18 protein-coding genes and 5 pseudogenes are annotated in these 24,225 nt (G+C 69.9%); 14 read left to right on the top strand and 9 right to left on the bottom strand.

The genetic code is table 11. The annotated features are described in order from the left end of the window. A pseudogene (locus tag ACOJVU_RS01345) lies at positions 1–259 on the bottom strand (TetR/AcrR family transcriptional regulator); the annotation flags it as partial. Between ACOJVU_RS01345 and ACOJVU_RS01340 the strand changes: the two are divergent. Further along, a pseudogene (locus tag ACOJVU_RS01340) lies at positions 244–459 on the top strand (NAD(P)/FAD-dependent oxidoreductase); the annotation flags it as partial. The pseudogenes ACOJVU_RS01345 and ACOJVU_RS01340 sit on opposite strands and share 16 nt — an antisense overlap. Here the strand turns inward: ACOJVU_RS01340 and ACOJVU_RS01335 are convergent. From ACOJVU_RS01335 to ACOJVU_RS01325, 3 genes and pseudogenes are all read right to left on the bottom strand, one after another. Further along, positions 454–1,293 (bottom strand): SDR family oxidoreductase, encoded by an 840-nt coding sequence (locus ACOJVU_RS01335; protein WP_421528120.1) that lies wholly within the window; start codon positions 1,291–1,293, stop codon positions 454–456. The pseudogene ACOJVU_RS01340 and the gene ACOJVU_RS01335 overlap by 6 nt on opposite strands. A 24-nt stretch (positions 1,294–1,317) precedes the next feature. Continuing rightward, positions 1,318–2,616, bottom strand: coding sequence for a sodium:proton exchanger (locus ACOJVU_RS01330; protein ID WP_421528119.1), 1,299 nt, complete (start codon positions 2,614–2,616; stop codon positions 1,318–1,320). Positions 2,617–2,864: 248 nt separating this feature from the next. Further along, positions 2,865–3,182 (bottom strand): annotated as a pseudogene (locus ACOJVU_RS01325) (short-chain dehydrogenase); the annotation flags it as partial. A 298-nt stretch (positions 3,183–3,480) separates the two neighbouring features. Between ACOJVU_RS01325 and ACOJVU_RS01320 the strand changes: the two are divergent. The 4 genes from ACOJVU_RS01320 (at position 3,481) to ACOJVU_RS01305 (ending at position 5,625) form a co-directional block, all read left to right on the top strand. After that, complete coding sequence (locus ACOJVU_RS01320) at positions 3,481–3,810, top strand: hypothetical protein (protein WP_421528118.1); 330 nt, start codon at positions 3,481–3,483, stop codon at positions 3,808–3,810. Between the two features lie 22 nt (positions 3,811–3,832). Further along, on the top strand, positions 3,833–4,597 hold the full coding sequence (locus tag ACOJVU_RS01315; protein WP_421528117.1) for a DUF2127 domain-containing protein: 765 nt from the start codon (positions 3,833–3,835) through the stop codon (positions 4,595–4,597). A gap of 44 nt (positions 4,598–4,641) precedes the next feature. Further along, positions 4,642–5,073 carry a thioredoxin gene (gene trxA / locus ACOJVU_RS01310; RefSeq protein ID WP_421528116.1) on the top strand — a complete coding sequence of 144 codons (432 nt, stop codon included), beginning with the start codon at positions 4,642–4,644 and terminating at the stop codon, positions 5,071–5,073. A gap of 99 nt (positions 5,074–5,172) precedes the next feature. Then, a complete protein-coding gene (locus ACOJVU_RS01305; protein WP_421528115.1) occupies positions 5,173–5,625 on the top strand; it encodes an SRPBCC family protein in 453 nt (150 codons plus the stop codon). A gap of 38 nt (positions 5,626–5,663) precedes the next feature. On the opposite strand, the gene ACOJVU_RS01300 is transcribed toward ACOJVU_RS01305, so the two are convergent. The 3 genes and pseudogenes from ACOJVU_RS01300 to ACOJVU_RS01290 all read right to left on the bottom strand — a co-directional run bounded on the left by ACOJVU_RS01300 (position 5,664) and on the right by ACOJVU_RS01290 (position 8,554). Then, positions 5,664–6,407: a methyltransferase domain-containing protein gene (locus tag ACOJVU_RS01300; protein ID WP_421528114.1), complete on the bottom strand. Its 744-nt coding sequence runs from the start codon at positions 6,405–6,407 to the stop codon at positions 5,664–5,666. Positions 6,408–6,529: 122 nt separating this feature from the next. Next, positions 6,530–7,900: pseudogene (locus tag ACOJVU_RS01295) on the bottom strand (adenylate/guanylate cyclase domain-containing protein). 9 nt (positions 7,901–7,909) lie between these two features. Next, entirely contained in the window at positions 7,910–8,554 is a 645-nt protein-coding gene (locus tag ACOJVU_RS01290; RefSeq protein ID WP_421528113.1) for a TetR/AcrR family transcriptional regulator, read from the bottom strand. A gap of 151 nt (positions 8,555–8,705) precedes the next feature. On the opposite strand from ACOJVU_RS01290, the pseudogene ACOJVU_RS01285 reads away from it, so the two are divergent. The 8 genes and pseudogenes from ACOJVU_RS01285 (at position 8,706) to ACOJVU_RS01250 (ending at position 16,742) form a co-directional block, all read left to right on the top strand. Beyond that, positions 8,706–9,371 (top strand): annotated as a pseudogene (locus ACOJVU_RS01285) (oxygenase MpaB family protein). A 50-nt stretch (positions 9,372–9,421) separates the two neighbouring features. Continuing rightward, positions 9,422–10,525 carry a phenazine antibiotic biosynthesis protein gene (locus tag ACOJVU_RS01280; RefSeq protein ID WP_421528112.1) on the top strand — a complete coding sequence of 368 codons (1,104 nt, stop codon included), beginning with the start codon at positions 9,422–9,424 and terminating at the stop codon, positions 10,523–10,525. Beyond that, positions 10,522–11,910, top strand: a complete 1,389-nt coding sequence (locus ACOJVU_RS01275) for an aldehyde dehydrogenase family protein (RefSeq protein WP_421528121.1) — start codon at positions 10,522–10,524, stop codon at positions 11,908–11,910. Before ACOJVU_RS01280 ends, ACOJVU_RS01275 begins: the two co-directional genes overlap by 4 nt. A gap of 102 nt (positions 11,911–12,012) precedes the next feature. After that, entirely contained in the window at positions 12,013–12,918 is a 906-nt protein-coding gene (locus ACOJVU_RS01270; RefSeq protein ID WP_421528111.1) for an SDR family NAD(P)-dependent oxidoreductase, read from the top strand. After that, positions 12,915–14,492 carry an AMP-binding protein gene (locus tag ACOJVU_RS01265; RefSeq protein WP_421528110.1) on the top strand — a complete coding sequence of 526 codons (1,578 nt, stop codon included), beginning with the start codon at positions 12,915–12,917 and terminating at the stop codon, positions 14,490–14,492. The genes ACOJVU_RS01270 and ACOJVU_RS01265 overlap by 4 nt, the downstream gene beginning before the upstream one ends. 154 nt (positions 14,493–14,646) lie before the next feature. Beyond that, positions 14,647–15,888, top strand: coding sequence for a type III sulfide quinone reductase, selenoprotein subtype (sqr, locus tag ACOJVU_RS01260; protein ID WP_421528109.1), 1,242 nt, complete (start codon positions 14,647–14,649; stop codon positions 15,886–15,888). A gap of 78 nt (positions 15,889–15,966) precedes the next feature. Beyond that, positions 15,967–16,254 carry a TusE/DsrC/DsvC family sulfur relay protein gene (locus tag ACOJVU_RS01255; protein WP_421528108.1) on the top strand — a complete coding sequence of 96 codons (288 nt, stop codon included), beginning with the start codon at positions 15,967–15,969 and terminating at the stop codon, positions 16,252–16,254. 17 nt (positions 16,255–16,271) lie between these two features. Next, positions 16,272–16,742: a DsrE/DsrF/DrsH-like family protein gene (locus ACOJVU_RS01250; protein ID WP_421528107.1), complete on the top strand. Its 471-nt coding sequence runs from the start codon at positions 16,272–16,274 to the stop codon at positions 16,740–16,742. 162 nt (positions 16,743–16,904) lie between these two features. Here ACOJVU_RS01250 and ACOJVU_RS01245 read toward each other — a convergent pair whose 3' ends face one another. After that, positions 16,905–21,809: an HAD-IC family P-type ATPase gene (locus tag ACOJVU_RS01245; protein ID WP_421528106.1), complete on the bottom strand. Its 4,905-nt coding sequence runs from the start codon at positions 21,807–21,809 to the stop codon at positions 16,905–16,907. Positions 21,810–22,167: 358 nt separating this feature from the next. Between ACOJVU_RS01245 and ACOJVU_RS01240 the strand changes: the two genes are divergently transcribed. Beyond that, positions 22,168–22,629: an SRPBCC family protein gene (locus ACOJVU_RS01240; RefSeq protein ID WP_421528105.1), complete on the top strand. Its 462-nt coding sequence runs from the start codon at positions 22,168–22,170 to the stop codon at positions 22,627–22,629. 25 nt (positions 22,630–22,654) lie between these two features. On the opposite strand, the gene ACOJVU_RS01235 is transcribed toward ACOJVU_RS01240, so the two are convergent. Beyond that, positions 22,655–24,091: an aldehyde dehydrogenase family protein gene (locus ACOJVU_RS01235; RefSeq protein WP_421528104.1), complete on the bottom strand. Its 1,437-nt coding sequence runs from the start codon at positions 24,089–24,091 to the stop codon at positions 22,655–22,657. Positions 24,092–24,225 lie beyond the last annotated feature (134 nt).

Here is a 24,225-nt window from a genome sequence, read left to right as displayed (position 1 = left end):
CGTAGATGGCGTCCACGGCGGCGCCCGGCTCGATGTCGGCGGGCAGCGAGCCCCGCGCCCGGGCGTCCTCGACGACCTCGCTGATCACGTCGCGCAGTACCCGCAGTCCCGCGTGCGCCGGCCGACCGGGTCCGGCGGCGCTGCTTTCGGCGCGGATCGCCCGTTCGAACGCGGCGAGATCGGGATACTCGCGCATCAGCCGATCCGACTCCTCCAGCACGGCCTCGAGGCGGCCGACGACATCCCGAGGCTGAAACACGCTACGATCAACAACTTTCCGCCGCCCTCGAGCGCACCATCTGGACGCAGTGCGACAGCTACTTTCGTTCGCCGACCGGCCGAATCGTCACCCAATGGCCCTACACCGAGCTGGAGTACGCCCGCCGGACGTGGCGGCTGCGGCCCCGGGACTGGGTGCACCGCACCGGCACGGGGCCACCGACCGGCAGCGGGTCAGCCGTTCACGGCGGCCACCCGGGCGCGCTCGGTCATCGAGGCGATCACCCCGCCGTCGTTGAGGATGTCGGTGCCGGTGAGGTAACCCGCTCTGGCGCTGGCGCAGAAGGCGAGCAGCTCTGCCATCTCCTGCGGCGTGCCCCACCGCGGGACCGCGGCTTCGGTGACCATCGCCCCGGCGCCCGCCTGCTCCTCGAGCCTGCCCATCTCGGTGTCGATGGACCCCGGGGAAACCGAGACGATGCGCAGTCCGCGTGCGTTGAACCGCTCCGCCTGCGACCGGCTGTACCACCGTACGAAGCTCTTGCTCACCGCGTAGGCGATGCCGGATCGCCCCTCCTCGGGTGCGATGTCGCAGGCCGTCATCATGGCGTCCAGGAAGGCATCGGGATCGTGCAGCGCCAGCGGGAACTGGCCTTCGGGAACAAGTTCCGCGGGTAGCAGGTGGGCCGCCATGGACGCCACGTTGACGATCGCGGCGCCCTTGGCGGCCACCGCGTGAAACATCTCGTTGACGTGCAGAGTGCCCAGTGCATTGGTCCGCATGACGTGGTCGGCCGGGCCCATGCTCGGGCTCACCCCCGCGGCGTGGATGACGGAGACGACGGTGCCGAGGCCGTTGGCGGTGTCGAACAGGTCGGCGACGGCGCGCCGGTCGGTCACGTCGCATTCGACGACCGTGGGGGACATCCCGAGGTCGTGCAGGGCGGTGGCCGCGGCCGCCAGCCGGTCCTGCCTGACGTCGCAGAGCACCACGGTGTGGTCGCGGCCGACGGCATGCGCCGTGGCCAGGCCCATGCCCCCCGCGCCGCCTGTGATCACCGCCACTCGATTCATGCGTGGACCGTATACGCAGCGGCGCTACATCAGGAGCCGGGGTTGGGGCGCCGCGTCGTACGGGTGACCGCTGTGCCGAAGGGCGTTGGTCAAGAACGGCGCCCGCACGGTGGCAGCCAGGTGGCGGCGGTTGACGGCCAGCCCGGCGAGGGCGACCGCGGTGTAGACGCCGCACAGCAGCAGCCGCCCGTGCGTCGAGGTGATCGGGAACTGGACGACGAACAACACCAGCAGTGTCCACGCCGTGGCCCGGTGGAAGCGCAGCCCCATGAGCAGCGCCACCCCCATCATGGTCTGGGTGGCGGTGAGCAGGATTTCCTCGACCTGTCGCGGGTCGAGGCCCAGCGAGAGTCCGCCGCCGCCGAGCAGGTGAGCGACCGGCAACGACCCGATCAGCAGCGACCACTGGTTCACCTTGGCCGATATCAGCATGGCGATGGCGGCCGTGCCCTTGCCGCGCGCGGCGAGGATGGTCGCGATGATGAATTCGGGGGCTTCGGAGGCCAGCGGGGCGAGCCACTGCACCAGCAGGAACCGGTCGATCCCCAGTTCGCCGCCGGCGGCGACCAGGTTGTCGGCGAACGGTTCGGCGCACAGCAGAATGACCGCTCCGGAGGTCACGAGGAGGCAGACGACGGCCAGGTGCCGGCGGCGATCGGGCAGTTCGCCCAGGGCCGCGGCGGTACCGATCAGGTCGGGCTCCGCCACGTCGCCGTGGCTGACCTTGTAGAGGTAGAAGCCGAACCACGCCAGCAGCGCCATCCCCGTGGCCAGGTGGATCTGCGCGCTCGCCGGGATGACGAATGCGAACACGCCGGCGAGCAGCAGAAAGCCGAGTTCGACCCGATTGGCCGGCTGCAGCGCCAAACCGCCGGGTTTGTCGGTGCCGGCCCGGCGCGCCACGACGATGCCGATCAGCACGACGACGGGCCAGCCCAGCCCCATCAGTAGCCGGTTGGACCCGGTCATGTTGGCCGAGGCGTATTGGGCGTAATCGGGGTTGTGGCCCGACACGTAGGCGTAGTAGAGGTCGACGGCGTATTCGGGCAGCACCGCGATCAACGCGAGCACCGCCGTCGCCAGCCCGCCGGAGACGTCGACCTGTGCGGCCTCGGCCGCCCACGCCAGCAGGAAGCTGGCCGAGACGACCGCGGCCCCGAAGATCAACAGGGCGGCCACCGGCTCCGGGCGCAGGCCCCCGAGGCGCACGACCACCGCGGGAACCATGAACGCCGTGGTGATCAGTGCGGAACGGACCAGGGTGCAGCGCGGGGAACGTACTGCGCTCGAGGCTGCGGGCCTGTCTGTGGCGAGCATCGTCATCCTTACGACTCGTCGAGCGGGGCTGCCGTAGCACACCCTTACCTAAGCTACCTGCCGGGTCGGTGGTCAGCAATGCCGCACGTGACCCCGGGCGGGAGTGGGTTACCTTTTCCTGCAATGGAATCCGAAAGTTCGGGTCGGCTAACTCATGACTTAGGCAAACCCCGGAAGCCGGGTTGGCCGACATGGAGTTCGATATGTGATACGACGCGCTGTCGGCCGGGTTGGTTCCGTGCCACACGCGCGCCCTACTCGGGGTGATCGGCGCCCATCGCCGCGGCGCTGGCCTGCGCCATGAGCCGCACCAGTTGGTTGCGCGTCAGCGATCCCATCATCTGTGTCGCCGCGCGCAGTTCCTCACCCACGATCCAGGTCGGGCCGTCGGCAAGGTTCTCGAACGCCTCCGCGATCACGTCGTCCACGGCAGCAGCGCCGGGGGGCGCATCCCCGGGCGAACCGATCTGGCCGCGGCCGTGTTCAAGCCGGCGCAGCGCAGGCGTGTCGATCTTGCCCGGGATGAGGCCCAGGACGTCGACGCCCTTGTCGTGCAGCTCGGCCGACAACGCTTATCTGTAACCTCTTCCGAGGTGTGTAAGACCCTATTGATCTAGATGGCTAGATCCGGCGAAGCCGAATTTTTGAGTCAAGCTTTGTGGTGCGGGTCAGGTTCGGCTGTGTTCGACTGGGGTTGTGTGACGGTTGATGTTTCGTTACGCGAATTACGCGGCCGTGGTGAGGGTTTCGACCGCGGTGCGGTGGGCGATGGCGGCAGATCGTAGACAGCCCTGGGTAGTCGTCGCGGTGACGAGTTCGGCTAGGCCGCAACGTAGTACGTGGTCCTGGACGCTGGCGCAGGCCGTCCGGGTGGTCGCCACCCTGGATAGCAGTGACATGCCCAGCCCTCTATGGCAGATCCTGGAGCAGCTGCTGGCCGAGTTCACCACCATCGGCTTTCTCTGCGACGACAACCCCGGACGCCGCAAGCGGCCCGTGGTGAGTGTCGCCGCGCCGGTTTTCGACCACCGTGGCCGCGTCGCGCTGATGCTGGCCGTGCATCCGCCGTGCCCGCTGAGCGCGGCAGGTCCGGAGGATCAGGGAAAGGCTCACCGACGAGTCGACGGCGCTGAGCCGATCCCATCGCGATCCGGACGTGGCGGGGAACGGTTGAGCGCTCCCTCTTGCGTCGTTTGCTGACCGCATTGGAGGATCGGGGGCCATGCGCACACATCGCGGCGGCAACCGCTGGGAATTGATCACCTGCGGTCTCGATGGGCATGCCACCTTCGCCCCGGACGACGAGGCGCTGGCCGGCCGGCTGCGCGGTGACACCGCGGTGGGTCCGGTGTGGCGCTGCCTGCGTTGCGGAGAGTTCGTCCTCGGCCGGCCGCGCGCCCAGGGCAGCACTCAGGACGCCCCGACGGTATTGCGCGGTGAGGCTTTGCGCCAGGCGATGATCGTCCGGGCGCTCGGCGCCGAACGCCTGCTCCGGGCGCTGCTGATCGGGTTGGCCGCCTACGCGGTGTGGAAGTTCCGCGGTGCGCGGGGATCCATCCAGGCAGCGCTGGAACGCGACCTACCAGTGTTGCGCGCCAGCGGATTCCAGGTGGACCAGATGACGGCTGTCCACGAGTTGGAGAGGGCCCTGACCGCCAAGCCATCCACGCTGCTCCTGTTGACCGCAGCGCTGACCGGCTACGCCCTGGTGGAAGTCGTCGAAGGGGTCGGGCTGTGGTTGTTGAAACGCTGGGGTGAGTACTTTGCGGTGGTGGCCACCTCGGTGTTTTTGCCGCTGGAGATCTCCGAGCTGGCCAAGGGCCTCACGACCACCCGCGCGGTGACCTTCACCATCAACGTGGCCGCCGTCGTCTACCTGCTCCTGTCCAAACGACTGTTCGGGCTCCGCGGCGGCCGCACAGCCTACGAGCAGCAACGGCGCGGCGAGCAGCTCCTCGACATCGAGAAGGCTGCCGCCAGGGCGTGACCTGTCGCCTGTGCACACGCCGGTGTCGTGGTGGAATTGTCGGCATGAGCGAGAACGCGCGCATCGTGGTGTGCCCCCACTGCGGGACGAAGAATCGCGTGCCCTCCGCGGCGGCCGGTAAACCCCGCTGCGCGCGGTGCCGGCAGTGGCTTCCGTGGATCGTCGACGCCCGCGACGACTCCTTTGCCGACGTCGCCGAGAAGTCGTCGGTGCCGGTGCTGGTCGACCTGTGGGCGACATGGTGTGGTCCGTGCCGGACGGTCAGCCCGGCCCTCGAGCAGTTGGCGCGGGAACGGGCGGGCCGGCTGAAACTGGTCAAGGTCGACGTCGACGCGGCACCCGCGCTGTCTCGGCGGTTCGCCGTGCGCGCGGTGCCGACCCTGCTGCTGCTGCGGGACGGCCGGGTGCTGGCCCGGCAGTCCGGTGCCGCGCCGCTGCCCGCCCTGCGCACCTGGGTCGACGACACGCTGGCGTGAGGCCTCGGTCAGGGTGCCGCGGAGCCCCCTGGTGCGGTGGGGGGTCTGCTGCGGAACTCGTCGATTTTGCTCCACCCGGCGACGTGTTTGGATAGCGGTATGTCCTATCCCGAGGAACGCATTGTCAGCGCCACCCGTGTCATCTCAGCCAGCGCGAACCGGATCTTCGAACTGATCGCCGACCCGTCGCGGCAGCCGAGCTGGGACGGCAACGACAACCTCGCCGCGGCCGCCCCCGGGCAGCGCGTGCGCCAGGCCGGCGACGTCTTCACGACCACGTTGACCAACGGTGCCGTCCGGGAGAACCACGTCGTGGAGTTCATCGAGGGCAGTCAGATCGCCTGGCGGCCGGCGGAAAAGGGAAAGCAGCCTCCCGGGCACCTGTGGCGCTGGCAACTCGAACAGCTCGGCGCCGAACTCACCAGCGTGACCCACACCTACGACTGGACCGCGCTCACCGACACGACGCGCCTCGAACGGGCCCGGGCGACCACGGCCGACAAGTTGCGGGCGTCGCTGGACCGGCTCGCCGAGCTGGCGCGCGACGCCTGAGGGGCACTCGATGAGCCGGTGCAGTCAGCGCCGGCGCATCACTTCCTGGCGCGCACCCACTGCAGCATCCCGAGGTTCGTGACGCGTACGCTGGCGAAACCGTTGTCCTCGAGGATGTCGCCGATCTCGTCGTCGCCGAACGCGTGCGCCCCGATGTTGGGCAGCATCTGCCACAGCCGCGCGGCACGCCCGGCGGTCGGGACCATGACGGCCAGCCTGCCGCCCGGGCGCAGCACCCGGGCCATCTCGGCCAGGGCGGCCGCCGGGTCCGGGATCAGCTGAAGCACGGCGATCGAGACAACTGCATCGACGGTGCCGTCGCGCAACGGAAGTCGCTGGGCATCGGCCCGGATGAATCCGACCTGCGGGCCCGCCTCGTTGCGCACCGCCCGCGCCAGCATCGCCTCGGAGATGTCGACGCCCAGTGCCAGCCCGTCGGGGCCGGCCGCCCGCGCCAGCGACGCGGTGACGTTGCCCGGACCCGATCCGACGTCAAGCGCCGTGCCCCCGTCCGGGATGTTCAGCCACTCGAGGGGATGGCGCCAGGCGCTGATCAGTCGCCGAGACAAGGCCTGGGCGTTGTCGTAGAGCATCGACCCGATCGGCGAGGCCCACGCGGCCTGGATCGGGCCGGTGTTCTGCGCGACGGCGGTGTCCCCGGCTGATGCGTCACCGAGCAGATCGAGATACCCCCTGCTGGCGTCGGCGTTCGCCGGGGGATCGGCAAGCAGGTCCACCGCGCGGCGCAACGCAGGCGGCAGCGAGACGTGCACATCGGTCATGTGTGCTCCTTTGATCAAATGCCAAGCTGTACGGCGAAATTGGCGGTCTGGGCTCACGTGGCCCTCTGTTGCAGCCTACGCCGGGTGGTGGTCGCCCGACTGTCCGCCGAATGTGGGGCGAGTTAACGCCTGACGGTGGCTCGCTCGCGGGCCAGGGCATACAGGCGCCACTGGCCCGGCACGCCCTTGAGGGCGTTCTCGCCGCGGTCGTCGAACCGGTGCCGCGACCCGGTGACGATGTCACGTACCGTCGAGGACACCAGCACTTCGCTCGGGCCGGCCAGCGCGCCCACCCGCGCGCCGATGTGCACGGCCATTCCGGCGACGTCGTCGTGCGCGGCGCCGCGGACCTCGCCCGCGTGGATCCCGACCCGCACCTCGATGCCCAGCACGCGGACGGCGTCCACCAGGGCGTCGGCGCACGCCAGCGCCGCGCTGGGACTGGAAAACGTCGCGACGAATCCGTCGCCGGCCGTGTTGACTTCGCGCCCGCCGAACCGCTGCAGTTCGTGGCGCACGATGGCGTCGTGGTTGTCCAGCAGGTCGCGCCACCGGTGGTCACCGAGCGCGGCGGCCCGCTCGGTGGAGCCGACGATGTCGGTGAACACGATGGTCGTGAGCAGCCGCTCGGGTTCGGAGCCACTGCGCACTCGCGTGATGAACTCCTCGATCTCGTCGAGCATCGGGCCGGTGTCGCCGACCCGGTACAGGGCGTCGCCGCCCGCGAGTTCCACCAGGCGCGACCCGGGGATGTGCTCGGCCAGGTAGTCGGCGTGCGCGACGGGGCTGAAGGCCGGGTTGTCGCGGTGCAGGATCAGGGTCGGCACCGTGATGCGGCCGAGGCGGTCGCGCACGTCGCCGTCCCTGATCTTGCGGACGAAGGTGCGCGCCATGCTCGGCGACGCCGCCCGGTTGCCGGCCATGTCCCACCATGCCCGGAAGGCGTCGTCATCGGCGACACTGGGGGCGATGATGCCGAGCAGGTCGAAGCCCCGCTCGCCGGCGTCCGGGTCCATGGCGGTCGTCGTGTACGGGTCGGCCGCGCTCAGGTCGGAGCCCATCGGGTAGTCCGGGGCGCGCAGCGCACGTGCCGCGCCGTTGACGGTCACCAGACTGTTCACCCGGTCGGGGTGATCGGCGGCCAGGATGATACCGGCCAACGAGGTGAAGCCCGGTGCCAGCACCGTCGCACGCGCGCATCCGACCGCGTTCATGACCGCGATCGCGTCGTTCGCCTAGGCCTCCGGGCCGATCATGTCCGGCGACGGGACCGGTGAGGACAGGCCGATCCCGCGCTGGTCGAAGCGGATCACCCGGGCGAACGACGCCAGCCGGCGATGGAAGCGGTACATCGACGGCTCGCCGTCGACGCAGTCGATCGGGATGAACGGCCCCGGCAACACGAGCAGGTCGACCGGGCCATCGCCGAAGACCCGATAAGCGATGTCGATCTCGCCGCAACTGGCGTACCTGGTCCGCGTCACCGGCGCCACGGGTCCAGGCTAATCCAGGTCGCCGGCAGGGTTGTCCCTTTGCCGTCCGCCGATGATCGGGATCAGGTAGCGGGCGGCGTACCGGCGCACAGCGGCCGGGTCCGTGGTGTCGAGGCGGTCGGTGGGGAACACGATGGTGCCGAAGGCGATCCGCAGCAGGATGTCGGCGACGTCGGCCAGCTCGGGGTCGGGCAGGTCGGCGCCGCAGCGCCGCAGCGTGTGGGCGATGCCGTCGGCGAACTGCCGGATCGGGAAGACCTCGGAACGCGAGAACAGCCCGAACAACTCGGGTTCGCTCTCGGCGATCCGGGAGTACAGCGGCGAGTCCTGCACCAAGCACACACCCAGGGCGAATGCCTCGACCACGGCCTGCTGCGGGCTGCATCCGGCGGTGGCCCGGTCCAGTGTGCGGAAGAAGCGGCCGACTTCGCGCCGCACCACCTTCTCGAACAGGTCGTCCTTGCTGGGAAAGCGCCGATAGATGGTGCTGCGGCTGACGCCCGCGCGGACGGCGACGTCCTCGACGTTCGCCCGGCGCACGCCGTAGGTTTCGAACACCGCCCGCGCGGTGTCCAGGATGACCCGGTCGACCTCGGATTTCTCGGATTTCTCGGTCTTCTCGCCGAGATTGCCGCCAGGGCTGTCAAACCGCATGGATCACACCCCCACTGCAATCTCGGCGTAAGAATGCTATTTTGACACAAAGATACGGCTTTGTATCAGTGATGCACACTGCACACTGCACGCGCTGACGAGGGGTGAGCATCACTGCCGGATCCTGATTCGGCAGTGATGCTCGACAGTGTTGCGCGAAGCGGTGCCCGTGCTGGTCGGCGGGGAGGGCCACGACGCCTGGCCGCGGCTGGGGCCCGACTCGCCGACCTGGAAGTTCTACGGCGATCACCGCACCGCGTTCTTCGGATTCCAGCGCACGGCCGGCGTCGAGAACTGCATCGAGCAACTCGCCCAGGGTGTGCTCGACCATTCGGTGGTATTCAGCGACACGCTGGGCCGGGCGAGGAGGACCGCGCCGCTCCTGATGCACGCCGTGTACTCCGATGATCCGCAGGCCTGGGGCCGCAAGGTTCGCGACTTCCACAAGCCGATCAAGGGGACCGTCAGTGACGGGTCGCGGTATCACGCGCTGAATCCCCAAGCCGGCCCGGCGGATTCTGTTCGCGCCGCTCAACGCACACACCCGGCTGGTCGTGGCGGGCACTTTGCCCCGCGGATGCAGGTGGTGTGCCAGTTGGAATGGAACGCCAAGAAGGACAAGCGCTTTCAGCGGCTCGCCGCCACCGTGCAGGCGCTGAATCCGCTCATCAACCGCTTGCCCCTGTCGGTGGTCTACCTGCCCTCGGCGGCCAGGGCGTGGCGCCGCGTGGGGGTTGACCCGCGCGGGCTGCACAATGGCGCCCGAGGAGTTGAACGGCGCGTAACTAGATGCGGAACTCTCTGTGCTGTAAGCTAATCGGCGGTCGAAACCTATCTTCGCGCGGTTCCTGTGACAGGATCGGTGGCATGGCCGATATCGGCTTTTCGATGCTGGACGTTCCGAGGTCGGCGCCGATCGACGATCCCGAGGCCTACCTGCGCGCCGCGATCGCCTGGCATTTCGGCCGTGACACCGGGTCGGCGTTCTGGCTGCGCACGGCCGAGATGCTGGACTTCGACCCGCTGCGCGACGTCACCACCTTCGCCGACCTGCGGAGGTTTCCCAACCTGGTCAACGAACTGCGCGGCGTGCCGGTCGAGGATCTGGTCCCCCGCGGCTACCGGGCCGAGGGGTCCTCGGCGCCGCTGCCCCGGGTGTTCGAGTCCGGTGGCACCACCGGCGCCCCGAAACGCACCGCGCAACTGCCGGATTGGTGCGCCCAGGTCGTCGAATGGCAGACCGAGGATTTCGCCGCCGGCGGATTTCTGCCGGGCCGGGGCTTTTTGTGCCTGATGCCCAGCGGGCCGCACGGGGTGGGCTACTTCTCACGCCTGGTCTCCGAGCGGTTGGGTTCGGTGTTCCACTCGATCGACATCGACCCGCGCTGGGTCAAGAAGCTCACCGCCCGCGACGCCGGCGCTGAGGTGGCGGCCTACGTCGAGCACGTCGTCGACCAGGCCGTCTTCGTCCTGCAGACGCAGGACGTCGCGAACCTGCATGCCACGCCGCCACTGGTGGAGGCAATGGCCCGCGACGGCCGCGTGGCGGACCTGGTGAACGACAAGATCCGCTACCTGTTGCTCAGCGGCGCTCACGTGGACGCCGACACGCTCGACCTGTTGCGCGACATCTTCCCGGCCACGACGATCACGATGGCCTTCGGCAGCACCATGGTGCTGTCCCAGGCGGTCACCAGGACCGTGGACGACGGGACGTTCGTCTTCGACCCGCGGGGCCCCTACGTCGTGTTCCGGGTCGTCGACCCCGACACCGGCGAGGAAGTCCCCTACGGCCAACTCGGCCGCGTCGTGATGAACCACGTCAGCAAGGGGATGTTCATCCCGAACAACCTGGAACGCGACCTGGCCATCCGCATACCGGGACCAGCGGGTCAGGTCGGCGACTCGCTCAGCGCAGTGCGGCCAGTGGGCGCTTTCGAGGGCGAGACCGTCATCGAAGGCGTGTACTGAAAGGCGATGTCGTGCACATCGACGCGCTCGGCCCCCAGGGGGAGTACCGCACCCGCACCCGCGAAGTCGTCCTGAGCACGGCCGGCGAAGCGGTGCTCGAACTGAGCGTCGTGCCGCCGCTGTATGTGTCACGGACGGTCGACGCGCAGCGCCAGGTTCGGCCGCTGCCGGTTGAACAGCGGGAAGCCGCCCTGGCCGCGGCGGCCCGCGTCTTCGCCACCGCGACCATCGCGGGACTGGATTTCGAGGCCTATGTCGCTGCGGCGAGCCGGATTTCGGGCCTACCGATCGCGGTCAACCGGGCCGGTGCGCGCGGTGTGGCCGACGCGGTCGCCGGAGCGTTCGCCGCGGTGCGCCCGGCCCGGCCCGTCGGTGCGGCGACGGACTGGCGCGAGGAGCGGGCCCGGCGCGGTGGTGCGATGTGGGTGCGGCGCGGGGAGGCGCTCGCCGTGCACGCCGCCGGCAACGGCCCCGGCGTGCACGGCCTGTGGCCCCAGGCGCTCGCGCTGGGCTACCGGGTGGCGGTGCGCCCGTCGCGACGCGAGCCGCTGACCGCGCATCGGCTGGTTAATGCGCTGCGCCAGGCGGGGTTTCGGAACGAGGACGCCGCATACCTGCCGACCGGGCACGGCGGCGCGGACGAGCTGATCCGCGCGGCCGACGTCGCGGTGGTTTACGGCGGCCAGGACGTCGTCGACAAGTACGCCGCCGACCCCAGGGTGGTGGTGCACGGGCCGGGGCGCACCAAGATCCTGATCACCGCCGACCGCGACTGGCGCGACCATCTCGACGTCGTCGTCGAGTCGATCGCCAACCTGGGCGGCATGGCCTGCGTCAACACCACCGCGGTGCTCTACGAGGGCGACCCCGCCCCGCTGGCCGCGGCGATCGCCGAACGGCTGGCCGCGATCGAGCCCCTGCCCGGCGCCGACGAGCGGGCCATCCTGCCCACCCAGCCGCTCGCCAAGGCGCACGCGCTGGCGAGTCACCTGGCGGCCAAGGCCGCAGGGACCACCCCATTGCTGGGTGCCGACCAGGTGGTGGCCCGGGTCGGAGACGGTTACGCCGCGCTGCGCCCGGCTGTGCACCTGCTGGACGGACCCGGCTCGGGTCGGCTCACCGACACGCTCAACACCGAACTGCCGTTCCCGTGCGTATGGGTGTCGCCGTGGTCCCACGGGGCCGGCGTCGCACCGCTGCGGCATTCCCTGGTCGTCACCGCGATCACCGGCGATGACGCGCTGATCGACACCCTGCTCGGCGAGCCGACCGTCAGCAACGTCTACCGCGGCGCCCACCCGACCTTCCACGGGGCGCCCGAAATCCCGCACGACGGTTTCCTGGCCGACGTCCTGATGCGCAACAAGGGCTTCATCGGCGAGTGAGTGCCGCCGAAAGACGCGTGCGCCGTCATATGATCTGCTAACTATATGAATGTCGAGGCGCACGGTTGACTCACAGCCATTTCTCGGCGAGCACACCAGCGGATGCGGCGGTCAAAGGTGAACGTGATAACGCAGGTCCTCCACGCGGCTGCCGACCGACTGGCCAACCCTGCGCGGATATCCGATCCGGATCGTCTTCGCGGCGCCGTTTCCGGTAAGACCGCCCTGGTGACCGGCGCGTCGTACGGGATCGGCGAGGCGACGGCGCGCAGGCTGGCCGCGGCCGGTGCGACGGTGCTGGTGGTCGCCCGGTCGGCCGACCGGCTCGACGAACTCGCGGCGTCGATCAACGCGGGCGGCGGACAAGCGGTTGCCTACCCGACCGATCTCGCCGACGAGGCCGCGGTCAGCGCGCTGGCCAAGCAGATCAACGAGGACCACGGCCCGCTCGACGTGGTGGTGAGCAATGCCGGCACGTCGTTGCGCCGCTCGCTGCATCAGCAGTACGACCGTCCGCACGACTTCCAGCGCACGATCGACACCAACTATCTGGGCCCGATCTGGCTACTGCTGGGGTTGCTGCCGACCATGCGCGACGGCGGCGGCGGGCACATCGTGAACGTCTCCAGCGTCGGCGTGCGAGTGGTGCCCAGCCCGCAGTGGGGCGCCTACCAGGCGTCCAAAGGGGCGTTCGATCGCTGGCTGCGCAGCGTCGCGCCCGAACTGCACGCCGGCGGCGTGACCGTCACCTCGGTCTACTTCGCGATGGTCCGCACCAGGAGGATCGAACCCATGCCGGTCCTGGGCCGGCTGCCCGGCCTGTCCGCGGAGGAGGCCGCCGACACGATCGCCAAGGCGATCATCGACCGCCCGCGCACGATCGAACCGCCCTGGATGTGGCCCGCCGAGCTCGCGTCGGCGCTGCTGGCCGGCCCCGCCGACCAGGCGGCCCGACTGTGGTGTCGCCGGTTCTCCACCGAGACCGACACCCACGAGGCCACGCGATGACGACCGGCGGCCTGCTCACCACCGTGGCCCGGGCGCTGTTGTCCTGCGGGCTGCTCAGTCCGCCGTCCCCGGCCACCGGGGTACGGCTCCTGCGCGCGGCGGTGCGCGGCGGTACCAACCCCTGCACCCTGCTGGGGGTCACGGCGGCCCGGTGGCCGCACCGGTCCGCCATCGTCGACGACGACGGCGCCCTCAGTTACCGCGAGCTGCAGCGGGGAGCCGAGGCGCTGGCGGGCCGGCTGTCCGGCGCCGGCGCCGGACCCGGCCGGGCCGTCGGGGTCATGTGCCGCAACGGGCGGGGCTTCGTAGAGGGCTTTTTCGCCGCCGCCCTCCTTGGCGCCGACGTGGTGCCCGTCAACACGGAGTTCCGCACCGACGCGCTGGCGGCCACGCTGAGCGGTCACCGGATCACCGTCATGGTCGCCGACGACGAGTTCACCGAGCGGGTGCGCGCCGCCGATCCCTCGGTGACCATCGTCGACCCGGCGACGGTCACGGCCCACGACGGCGACCCGCGGCCCCGGGTCGCCGCACCGGGGCGCATCGTTCTGCTCACCTCGGGCACCACCGGCACACCCAAAGGCGTGCCGCGCACCCCGCAGTTGCGCTCGGCAGTGGGGGTGTGGGCGACACTCCTGGACCGCACCCGACTGCGTACGGGATCGCGAATCTCGGTGGCGATGCCGATGTTTCACGGGCTGGGGCTTGGCATGCTGATGATCACGGTGGGCCTGGGCGGCACCGTGCTCACGCAACGCCACTTCGACGCCGAGTCCGCCCTGGCGCAAGCGTCGCTGCATCGGGCCGACGCGTTCACCGCGGTGCCGGTGGTGCTCGCACGCATCCTCGACCTGCCCGAACGCCTGCGGGCGCGCAACCCGGTGCCGCACCTACGGGTCGTGATGTCCAGCGGGGAGCGGCTCGACCCCACGCTCGGGCAGCGGTTCATGGACACCTACGGCGACATCCTCTACAACGGCTACGGTTCGACCGAAGTCGGGATCGGCGCCCTGGCGACGCCGACCGACCTGCGTGACGCCCCCGAGACCGTCGGAAAGCCGGTCGCGGGCTGCCCGGTACGCATCTTCGACAAGCACGACCGGCCGGTTGGGCCGCGGGTCACCGGCCGCGTCTTCGTCGGCGGCGACCTGGCCGGCGCCGGCTCCGCGGTGGGCTCGAACGCCGGGCCCGCGAAAGCCTTCGTCGACGGCATGACCGGCACCGGCGACATGGGGTACCTCGACAACGCGGGCCGGCTCTGCGTCGTCGGCCGCGAGGACGACATGATCATCTCCGGGGGAGAGAACGTCTATCCGCGCGCGGTCCAGAACGCGCTCGCCGAACACCCAGACATCGCCGACAATGCGGTCTTCGGGGTTGCCGACGAACGTTTCGGCCATCGGTTGGCTGCTTTCGTGGTGCTGCGGCCGGGCAGCGGCATCGACGCACCGACGATTCGAGAATACTTGAAGGACAGGGTTTCCCGCTTCGAACAGCCCAGGGACATCAACTTTGTCGGCATCATTCCGCGCAATCCGGCGGGCAAAGTGGTACGTCGGGAGCTGACCGGCTGAATTCGCCGCTCTCGCGGGATCAGGCGCCCGATCGCACGGTGTGGCGCGCCTTCATCGCCCGCGGCTCCCGTTCGGAGTGGCAGGGACCTTGCGCAGCGGTGCCGGGGACCAAAGACTCTGCGGTTCAGGCCGGTGGTGGGGCATCCTCGGAAGCGTGAACAAGCGCATTGTCATTCTCGGCGGTGGAACAGGCGGCACATTGACGGCGAACCGGTTGCACCGGACGGTCCCTGACGCTGACATCACGGTCGTGGATCGCGACGACACGCACGTCTACCAGCCCGGCTTGCTGTTTGTGCCGTTCGGGTTGATCAGCCCCGACGACATCGTGAAATCCCGCAAACGCCAGCTCCATGCCGGGATCCGTTATCTCCAGTGCGATATCGACCGCGTCGACGTCGACGGCGACCAGGTCCACCTGACCGACGGCGTCGTGCTGGATTACGACGTACTGGTCATCGCGACCGGTGCCAGGCTGATGCCCGAGGAGACCGAGGGCATGACCGGTCCCGGCTGGATGCGAAACGTCTTCTCGTTTTACAACCTCGAAGGCGCGTCGGCGCTGGAACGCGCGCTGTCGGCATTCGACCATGGCCGGCTCGTGCTGAACGTTGTCGACATGCCGATCAAATGCCCGGTCGCGCCGCTGGAGTTCTGCTTCCTCGCAGACGCGTACTTCCGTCGCCGGGGCATTCGCGATCGGGTTGAGCTGGTCTACGTGACGCCGCTGGACGGCGCGTTCACCAAGCCGGTGGCTGCCCGCGAACTGGGCAGCCTGTTGCAGAAAAAAGGCATCGAACTGGTCACCGAGTTCAACACCGGACAGGTCGACGGCGAGGCGGGTCGGCTGATCTCCTACGACGAACGCACGGTCCCCTTCGATCTGGCGGTCGTCTGTCCGCTGCACGGCGGGGCCGACTTCGTCGGCCGTTCTTCAGGCCTCGGCGACGAATTGAACTTTGTGCTGACTGATCAGCGGACCCTGCAGTCGACGGTGCGGCCGAACATCTTCGCCATCGGCGACGCGACCAACGTTCCGACGTCCAAGGCGGGGTCGGTCGCCCATTTCGAGGGCGATGTGCTGACCCACAACGTCGCGCAGTTCCTCGCCGGCCGGCCCCTGGACGCCCGGTTCGACGGTCACACGAACTGCTTCATCGAAAGCGGGGACCGCAAAGCACTGCTCATCGACTTCGACTACGACACCGAACCGCTCCCCGGGCACTTCCCCTTGGGTGTCGGGCTGCCCCTGCTCCGGGAATCCCGGCTCAACCACATGGGCAAGCTGGCCTTTCGCTGGCTCTACTGGAATGTGCTGCTCCCAGGCCGCGACATCCCCGGCATCGGCAGTCGGATGCCGCGCACCGGAAAACGATTCGAGACCGCTTCACGATAAGAGCCACCGCACGATGAGAGCCACTGCACGAGAAGAGAAGGACATGACATGACGACAAAGCTATACGCGGGAACCGAAGTGACCGTGAACGACGAAGGTTTCTTCATCGATCCCAAGCAATGGAACGCGGACATGGCTCCCGAGATCGCCCGGGAATGGGGCGTTCCGGCGCTCAACGACCAGCATTGGCAGGTTGTCAAACAGATGCGCCACGAATACGAGCAGACCGGCAGCGGGCCGTCGGTGCGTGCGCTCAGCAAAAGCTCCGGCGTCAGCATCAAGGATCTCTACCAGTTGTTCCCGAAGGGACCCGCGAAAGTGGCCGCGCGAATCGCCGGTATTCCCAAACCCATCGGTTGCATTTAAGAAGAACGGCGCATCACATGGAAAACCCGATCGAAAAAGTCTCCATCATCATCTCCCAAGGGTCTCTGGAGGGTATCTATCCGGGTCTGATCATGGCCAACGGCGCCCGTGCCGAAGGGATGGAAGCGAACCTGTTCTTCACGTTCTTCGGCCTCGACGCGATCCACAAGAACCGGCAGAAGGACATCAAGATCGCCTCCGTCGGCAACCCGGGCCTGCACGTCCCCACCTGGATCGGGGGATTGCCGGGGATGTCCTGGTTGTTGACGCGCCAGATGACCGACCGGATGGACAAGCTGGACATCCCGCCGGTGCCCGAATTCGTCGAGATGATCGCCGATACCGGTGCCGGCCTGTATGGCTGCAAGGCGTCGGTTGACCTCTTCGGTTTCGGCCCCGATGACTTCATCGACCCGGTGAAGGACCAGATCATCACCGTCGGTGACTTCTACCAGTTGGCGGCGGGCGGTCAGATCCTCTTCACGTAGCCGGTTCTAGCCGGTTCGCTCAGCCGTTTCGGTATGTACGAGGCCGACGCAAAGGCGCCTTTGACCTTCCTCGACGGCGCCGGGCGCGACGAACTCCGTCACGCCGACAGTGAGGAACCCGCCGCCCCGGGGAGACGCCGCTCATCGGCCTGACGATTGCGCCTATTCGGGTTTCGGGCCGCCGTTCCAGACGCCCGGAATCTGTGCGGCGATCTCGGCGGCCTTGGGCTCGATCGCCGCGACGCGCTTGGCCAGCCAGTTGGGTGCCAGCACCGAGACGGCGGTGGTACCCGCCGTGGCGCCGATGACGCCGCTCCAGGCCACCGGCCCCAGCGGGGTGCAGCCGAAGAAGTGGCTGACGCCCGGCGTTTGCACGATCGCCACCAGGACCGCGGCGCTGCCCAACGCCGTGCCCAGTACCAGGGGGCTGTGCCGGCGCGTCAACAGGGTCTGCGCCAGCTGCGTCGTCACCAGTGCAGTCAAACCCATGGTGGCCGTGCGTCTTTCGGTTCCGAAGGTGTAGCGTCCGATGCCCCAGGCGGCCGTCGCTCCGGCCGCGGTGACGGCGCCACGGGTGACGATCTGGCGCAGCAGCGGCGCGTCGAGCGACGGCGCCGGGCCCGCAAGGGCGGCCCGCTGGAACGCGCGATGGAGTTCGTCGGCATCGGTGGCGGCCCCGTTGCCGGTCGCGTCGTCGGCTTCTTCGGAGTGGGGGTCCGGCTGGGGGTACTGCGGGGTGACGGCCACCGCGAGCGCGGGGAACATGTCGGTCAGCAGGTTCACCAGCAACAGCTGCCGGGTGCCCACCGGCGCCCGCCCCGTACCCAGCGCCGTGCCGATGATGGTGAACAAGACCTCACCCACGTTGCCGCCGACCAGGATGCCCACCGCGTCCCTGACGCCGCCCCACATGCCGCGCCCCTCGACCAGGGCGTCGAGCAACACGCCCAGGTCGTCTTCGGTCAACACGATGTCGGCGGCCCCCCGGGCGGCCGAGGATCCCCGACCGCTCACCCCGATGCCCACATCTGCCATCCGGATGGCGGCGGCGTCGTTGGCGCCGTCCCCGACCATCGCGGTGACCTGACCGCAGGCCTGCAGCGCCGAGACGATCTGGACCTTCTGTTCGGGGCTGACGCGGGCGAACACCTGGACGTCGGCGACCAGCCTGGCGCGGGCGTCGTGGTCGAGGGCGGCGAGTTCGGCGCCGGTGATCTCCCGCGCATCCGACGGCAGCCCCAACTGGCGGGCGATCGCCCGCGCGGTCACCGGATGGTCGCCGGTGATCAGCACCACCCGGCGGCGGGCGTCGATCAGCGCCTCGATCAACGGCCGCGCCGACTCCCGCGCGGTGTCGGCCAGACCGACATAGCCGATCACCTGGAGGTCGTACGCGGCGGCGTCCACGGCGTCGGCGTCGGTGTCGTCTTCGGACAGCCCGTGCTCCCAACGGCGTTGCGCCACCGCGAGCACGCGCAGACCCTGTTCGGCCAGACGCAACACCAACGCATCGGCATGGTCGCGGCCCGCGTCCGTGTCGGCGAACCGGCAGCGTGGCAGGATCTTTTCTGGAGCGCCCTTGACCACCAGCGTCGGGTGTTCGTCGGCGCCGGTGGTGCCGATCGCGGCGGCGTACCCGCGACTCGACTCGAACGGCACTTCGGCGTGCAGCGTCCATCCGAAACCGCTTTGACCGTTGCGGGAACTCGCGGCGGTGAGGATGGCCTCGTCGGTGGCGTGCGCGTGTCCCTGCCCGTTCTGCGGCTGCGTGCTGCTGCGCGCGGCCGCGCGCAGCACCGCACTGGCCCGCGGGTCCGTCGTCGCGGGCAACTCACCGTCGACGTCGGTTTCGTGCGGGACGGCGCACACCACCCGCAAATGGTTTTCGGTGAGCGTTCCGGTCTTGTCGAAGCACACCGTCTGGACCCGCCCCAGGGCTTCGACGGCGCGCGGCGTGCGCACCAGCGCTCCGCGCCTGGACAACCGCTGGGCGGCGGCGAGTTGGGCGAGAGTGGCCACCAGCGGCAGGCCCTCGGGGACCGCAGCCACCGCGATGGCGACGCCGTCGGCGACCGATTGACGCAGCGATCCCTTGTGCGCCAAGGCCAACCCGGTCACCGCCGCGCCGCCCGCCAGCGTGAGCGGCAACACCTTGCTGGTCAACTCCCGCAACCGGGCCTGCACCCCGGCCGCCGACTCGACATCGGCGATGGCCGAGATCGCGCGCTGCGCCGCGGTACCGGCTCCGGTGGCCACCACGATCGCCCGCGCGCGCCCGGCGACGATGGTGCTGCCCTCGAAGAGCATGCTGGCCCGGTCGGGATCGGTGACGGCGACGGGCTCGACCTGCTTGTCGACCGGCAGCGACTCCCCGGTGAGGAAGGACTCGTCGACCTCGAGGTCCTCGGCGACCAGCAGGCGCGCATCCGCCGGCACCACCTCCGGCGCCGCCAGGTCGATGACGTCGCCCGGGCGCAGCGACTTGGCGCTCACCGTCGCCGTTCGCGGCGCGGAGCGCGCCGCCTCCAGCCGACGCTGCGACGTCGCCATCGTGGGAAGAACGACGCGGCGCGCGAGCTGGTCCTGTTCGGCGAACAGCTCGGCCACGGCCGCCTCAGCCCGCAACCGTTGCGTCCCGCCGACGATCGCGTTGGCGGTCATCACGCCCGCCACCAGCAGCGCGTCGATGTTGCTGCCGACGATCGCCGAGGCCGCCGCACCCACCGCCAGGATCGGCGTCAGCGGGTCGGCGAGCTCGGCCCGGGTGGCCGACAGCAGCCGGCCCAGCCGGGCCGCTGGCGCCCGTAGTGGCGCCAGCGCCGGGTTGTAGGACAGGTCTTCGAGAACACGTTGCCACGGTGCGATGCCGGGCTCGACGGCCAACGGGTGGGTGCGGCTGGACAGCCGGGAATAGACGATCTCTGGGTCCAGTGCATGCCAGGCGGTCAACGGTTGGGGAGTGGGCACAGGCTGGCGGAGCACCCGGGTGGCCGAGAACGCCCCCTGTACCAACGCGGCCGCCGCGGCGGCGTTGACCGGGTTGAGCCAGCGCTGCAGGGCCAGCGGGTTGGTGGTGGCCTGCGGATCGCCGGTCACCAACAGCAGCCCGGCCAGCATGCTGCCGCCCTTGGCGAGGCGCACCGACGACTCGGTGGCCTCGCGGGCGGTCGGCAACGCGGACAGGATCCGCACCGCCGCAGCCAAATCGGTGCCGGTGATGATGTCCGCGGTCCACGGTGTCGCGGCGTGGGGATCGTCGAGCGCCACGCCGACGTCGGCGACGGCCAGCGCGGCCAGCGTGTCGGTCGAGGCGAAATCCGGGTGCAGCGCGGTGATCAGCAACACCGGGCCGCGGTCACTCCGCAGGTCGCGCACCAACGTCAACAACGGCGTCCCCGGCGGGTGGGTCACCGCGACGCTGGCCGTGAGGTCCTCGGTGCCTGCGACGTGGCGCAGCACCACCCGGGCGCCGGTGCGGTGCGCGGTCTGCAGCAGCGGGATCGCGAAGGGATCGACCTCCCAGCCCACGTCGACGCTGCCCACGACCTCGCCGTCGACGACGAGGTCGGCATGTTCGAGGCCCTGTGCCGGCGCCGCCGACGGGCCCTGCGTGGGCACCCGGCGCAGCCGCGCCCCGGTGGCCGGTAACTCGTCGGGGTCGGGCTCGGGCGGCTGCTCCGCGTGTAGCAGTGCGTCGGCGACCTCATAGACGCGGTCGTCGTCCCAGCCGGGCATGTCCCCGTGCGCCCGCAACACGGCGCGGTGGTCGCCGCGCAGGGCCGCCCCGTCGATGAGGACGATCTTGACCCGATCCAGGCGGCGCAGGGCCCCGGGGTCGAGGATCAGTTGCCCGGCGTTGGCGAGTCCGCGGCCCAGCACGGCGGCGAACGTCTGGCGACCCATGTGAGCGGCCCTTGGCACCCCGGCCAGTAGGGCGCCCGCGGCGTCCTCGGTGCCACCGCCGGCCAGCAACGCGGTCGCCGCGGCGATCAGCGACGCGTTGGCGGCCTGGTCGGCGTACTCCTCCACGGGGCCGGCCATCGACCCCTTCGCGGTGTCGACGGCCGCGTCGACGGCCCCACCGACCATGACGTGGGACGCCTCACCGGCGGCTGCGGCCGCCGAGGTGTGCCGCAGCGCCTGCGATGTGGGCCCGGCCGACGAGATGACGGGCACCACCGGGGCCTGCGGCCGCCGCGGCGAGGCGAGCTCCGGCTCCCGCTCGCGCCACCGCTGCCGGTGCGCCGCCGCTTCAGAGATCTGCAGGCTGCGTTGCGCGAGGTCCAGCATCGGTGTGCCGATCGCCTGGGTCAGCCCGTTGGAGACCGCCGCCGAAGCGCTGAGCAGTACGTCGGTGCCGACGCGGCCCAGCCGCGACTCCAGGACGGAGACGATTCGCGGCTGATGGTTCAACAGAGCCGAAGCGGCGCGTGCGCTGCGCGGGGCGACGGGCAGCCGGCCCAGCCACCCGGTGACCGCGGCGCCGATCGCCCCGACGTCCATCGCCGCTGCCGTCAACGGCACCAGGATCGCCAACGGGTTGCCCGGGTCGGCGAACGGCGCGGTGCGGGTAGCCGGCCGCGTCCCGGCCAATGCCAGGTCCTCGGCCACGCGTGAGACCGTCCGGCGCACCTCGCCCAGCACCGCGTCGCAGTCGGCGTCGCTTTCCAGTTCGACCACCAGCCGGCCCAGCGCCCCCTCCACGTGGGCCGTGGCCACACCGGGAATCCTGCGCACCGGCTCCTCGACCACCGGCGCGTGTTCGTGCCAGCTGGGGAAGGGCAGCAGCGGGTCGATGTCCAGGTGCACCCGCCGTCCGCTCTGCCAGCGCACCTGCGGCGTGACGTGGTTCGCGGACCCGTTGGTGGCGGAACTGCCGATCCCGATCGCACGGCTCGTTGTCTGCGCCATGGACTGCATCACCGGACCGGCCAGCTCGGTGACCGGACTGGCCAGCAGCTGGACCGCGCCCACCGCGCCGGCTGCGGTGGAAACGCCGGCTCGGACGACTTCCGCAGCTCCACCGGTCACGCCGGCGATGACGCCGGATACCCCGGGAATCCTCATTCCGTCACCCTAACGATCACACCTATCGCGCCCAATGGCCTCGGCGTGCCGAGAGCATGTTCACAGCCGCACCGTGACGAGCCGTAGCGATGGAGCCGAAAATTGCGGGCGACCCGAATCGGGGCGGTTGCCGGGGTGTCCAGTGACTTCACTGTCAAAGAGCCTACCGGGTTGGCGGACGGCCGAACGCGCCGAACAAGCGGGGGTCGAGCGTCCGACCTGCTAGCCCGCCGGGATCCCGCGCGGGGCGGCCATCACGAGCGTAACCGCACGGCGAAAAATCGGGCCGCAAATCGCCGTGGCGTTACGCACGCGGCGTGCGCGCGCCCGCCGGGCCCACGCACCTAGGTTATGCCCCATGAGTTGGTGGTTCGCCCAGGCCGAGCGGACGCTGTCCGAACAGGTGCCCGCCGCACCGGACAGGGTCCGCGACTTCTACGTCGACCTGGACCACATCAAGGTCGTGCATCCGCTGATCGTGTCCGTGGCCGCCGAGTCTCGCGCCGACACCCCCGACGGCTACCGGCGGAGCTATCGCGTGGTCGACCGGATCCCGCTGGGGCCGTTCACGGTGCGGATCACCTACCGGGCGACGCTGCACGTGCCGGCCGACGGCGACGTGCACACCGAGGCCGACCAGCCCCCCGGGGTGCGGCTGCGGGGCACGGTGAGCTTCGAGCCGGCCGCCGGCGGCACCCGGCTCACCGAGCGAATCAGCATCACGGCGCCTCGGCCGCTGGCCCCGGTGACGACGCGCGAAGCGGTCAAGGCCCACACCGCGATGCTGGCGGGTATTCGGCGCCACTTCGAATCCACTTGAGCGAAAGCCTTTTCCGTCGGCTCGGCTACTGCGCGGCCTTGTCGGGCGCGTAGCCCAGGATGCTCTTGACCTCCAGATACTCGTGGAACCCGAACGAGCTCCACTCCCGGCCGTTGCCGCTGCGCTTGTAGCCACCGAACGGCGCGTTGATGTCGAAGGCGTGGTTGATCGTCACCCAGCCGGCCCGGATCCTGCGGGCCACGGCGCGCGCCGTGTCGAGGTCGGCCCCCGAGACGTAGCCGGCCAGGCCGTAGTCGGTGTCGTTGGCGAGCGCGACGGCGTGGTCGAGATCGTCGTAGCCGAGCATGCACAGCACCGGACCGAAGATCTCCTCGCGCGCGATCCTCATGTTGTTGGCGACGTCGGCGAAGACGGTGGGCCGCACGTAGTAGCCGGTGTCCAGGCCATCGGGTCGGCCGGGACCGCCGGCAACGACTGTCGCGCCCTCGTCGATGCCGGTCCGGATCAGCCGCTGCACCTTGTCGAACTGCGCCCTCGACGCCACCGGCCCGATCGCGGTCTTGTCGTCGGGGTGTCCCACCCGCACCTGGCCGGCGGTTTCCCGCGCGACGGCGACGGCCTCGTCCATGCGTGAGTTCGGCACCAGCATGCGCGACGGCGCGTTACAACTCTGCCCGGAATTGGGCATCATGTTGGCCACGCCGGCGCGCACGCCGTCGGCGAAGCCCGCGTCGTCGAGCACGATGTTGGGGCTCTTGCCGCCGAGCTCCTGGGTCACCCGCTTGACGGTGGGGGCGGCGGCCTTGGCGACCTCGACGCCGGCGCGGGTCGACCCGGTGAAGGACACCATGTCGATGTCGGGATGGCCCGCAAGTGCCATGCCCACGCCCGGGCCGTCGCCGTTGACCAGGTTGAACACCCCCGCGGGCACGCCCGCGGCGTCCAGGATCTCGGCGAAGACGCAGGCCGAGAACGGCGCGACCTCGGACGGTTTGAGGATCATCGTGCAGCCCGTGGCCAGCGCCGGGTACACCTTGACCGCGATCTGGTTCAGCGGCCAGTTCCACGGCGTGATCAGCCCGCAGACGCCGACGGGTTCCCGGGCCAGCAGCGTCGCCCCGTGTTGTTCGGAGAACGAGAAATTCTTCAGCACGTCGATCGCCGTGGCCAGGTGAGCGAGCCCGAGCCCGACCTGCGGGCCCGCCGCCAGCGAAGGCGGCGCGCCGATCTCCTCGGTGACCGCTTCGGCGAGATCGCCCGCACGCCTTTGATATTCGACGAGAATGGACTCGAGTAGCTCGAGGCGCTGCTCGCGACTGGTCTGCGACCAGCCGGCGAAGGCGCGCCGGGCCGCGGCGACCGCGACGTCCACGTCGGCGGCCGTACCGAGCGAGATCTTGCCGGCGACCCGCTCGGTCGCCGGGTTCTCGACGTCGAACGGGTTGGGGCGCAGGGGGTCGACCCATCGCCCGTCGATGTAGAACTGCAGGTGTTCGCGCATCGGATCATCCTCCTAATTACTGGGTCTATTACTGGGTGGGCGGATTCCAGTCAACGTCGCAACGGGGACGGTTGCAAGACTAGCGGAATGGGTCTGCCGGAGACGGATGTAGCGCGGGTGCAGCGGTGGTGCCG

This window comes from Mycobacterium sp. THU-M104, assembly GCF_049197365.1.
In the GTDB taxonomy this organism is placed as follows: domain Bacteria; phylum Actinomycetota; class Actinomycetes; order Mycobacteriales; family Mycobacteriaceae; genus Mycobacterium.
This window is presented reverse-complemented; position numbering and strand designations above follow the sequence as displayed.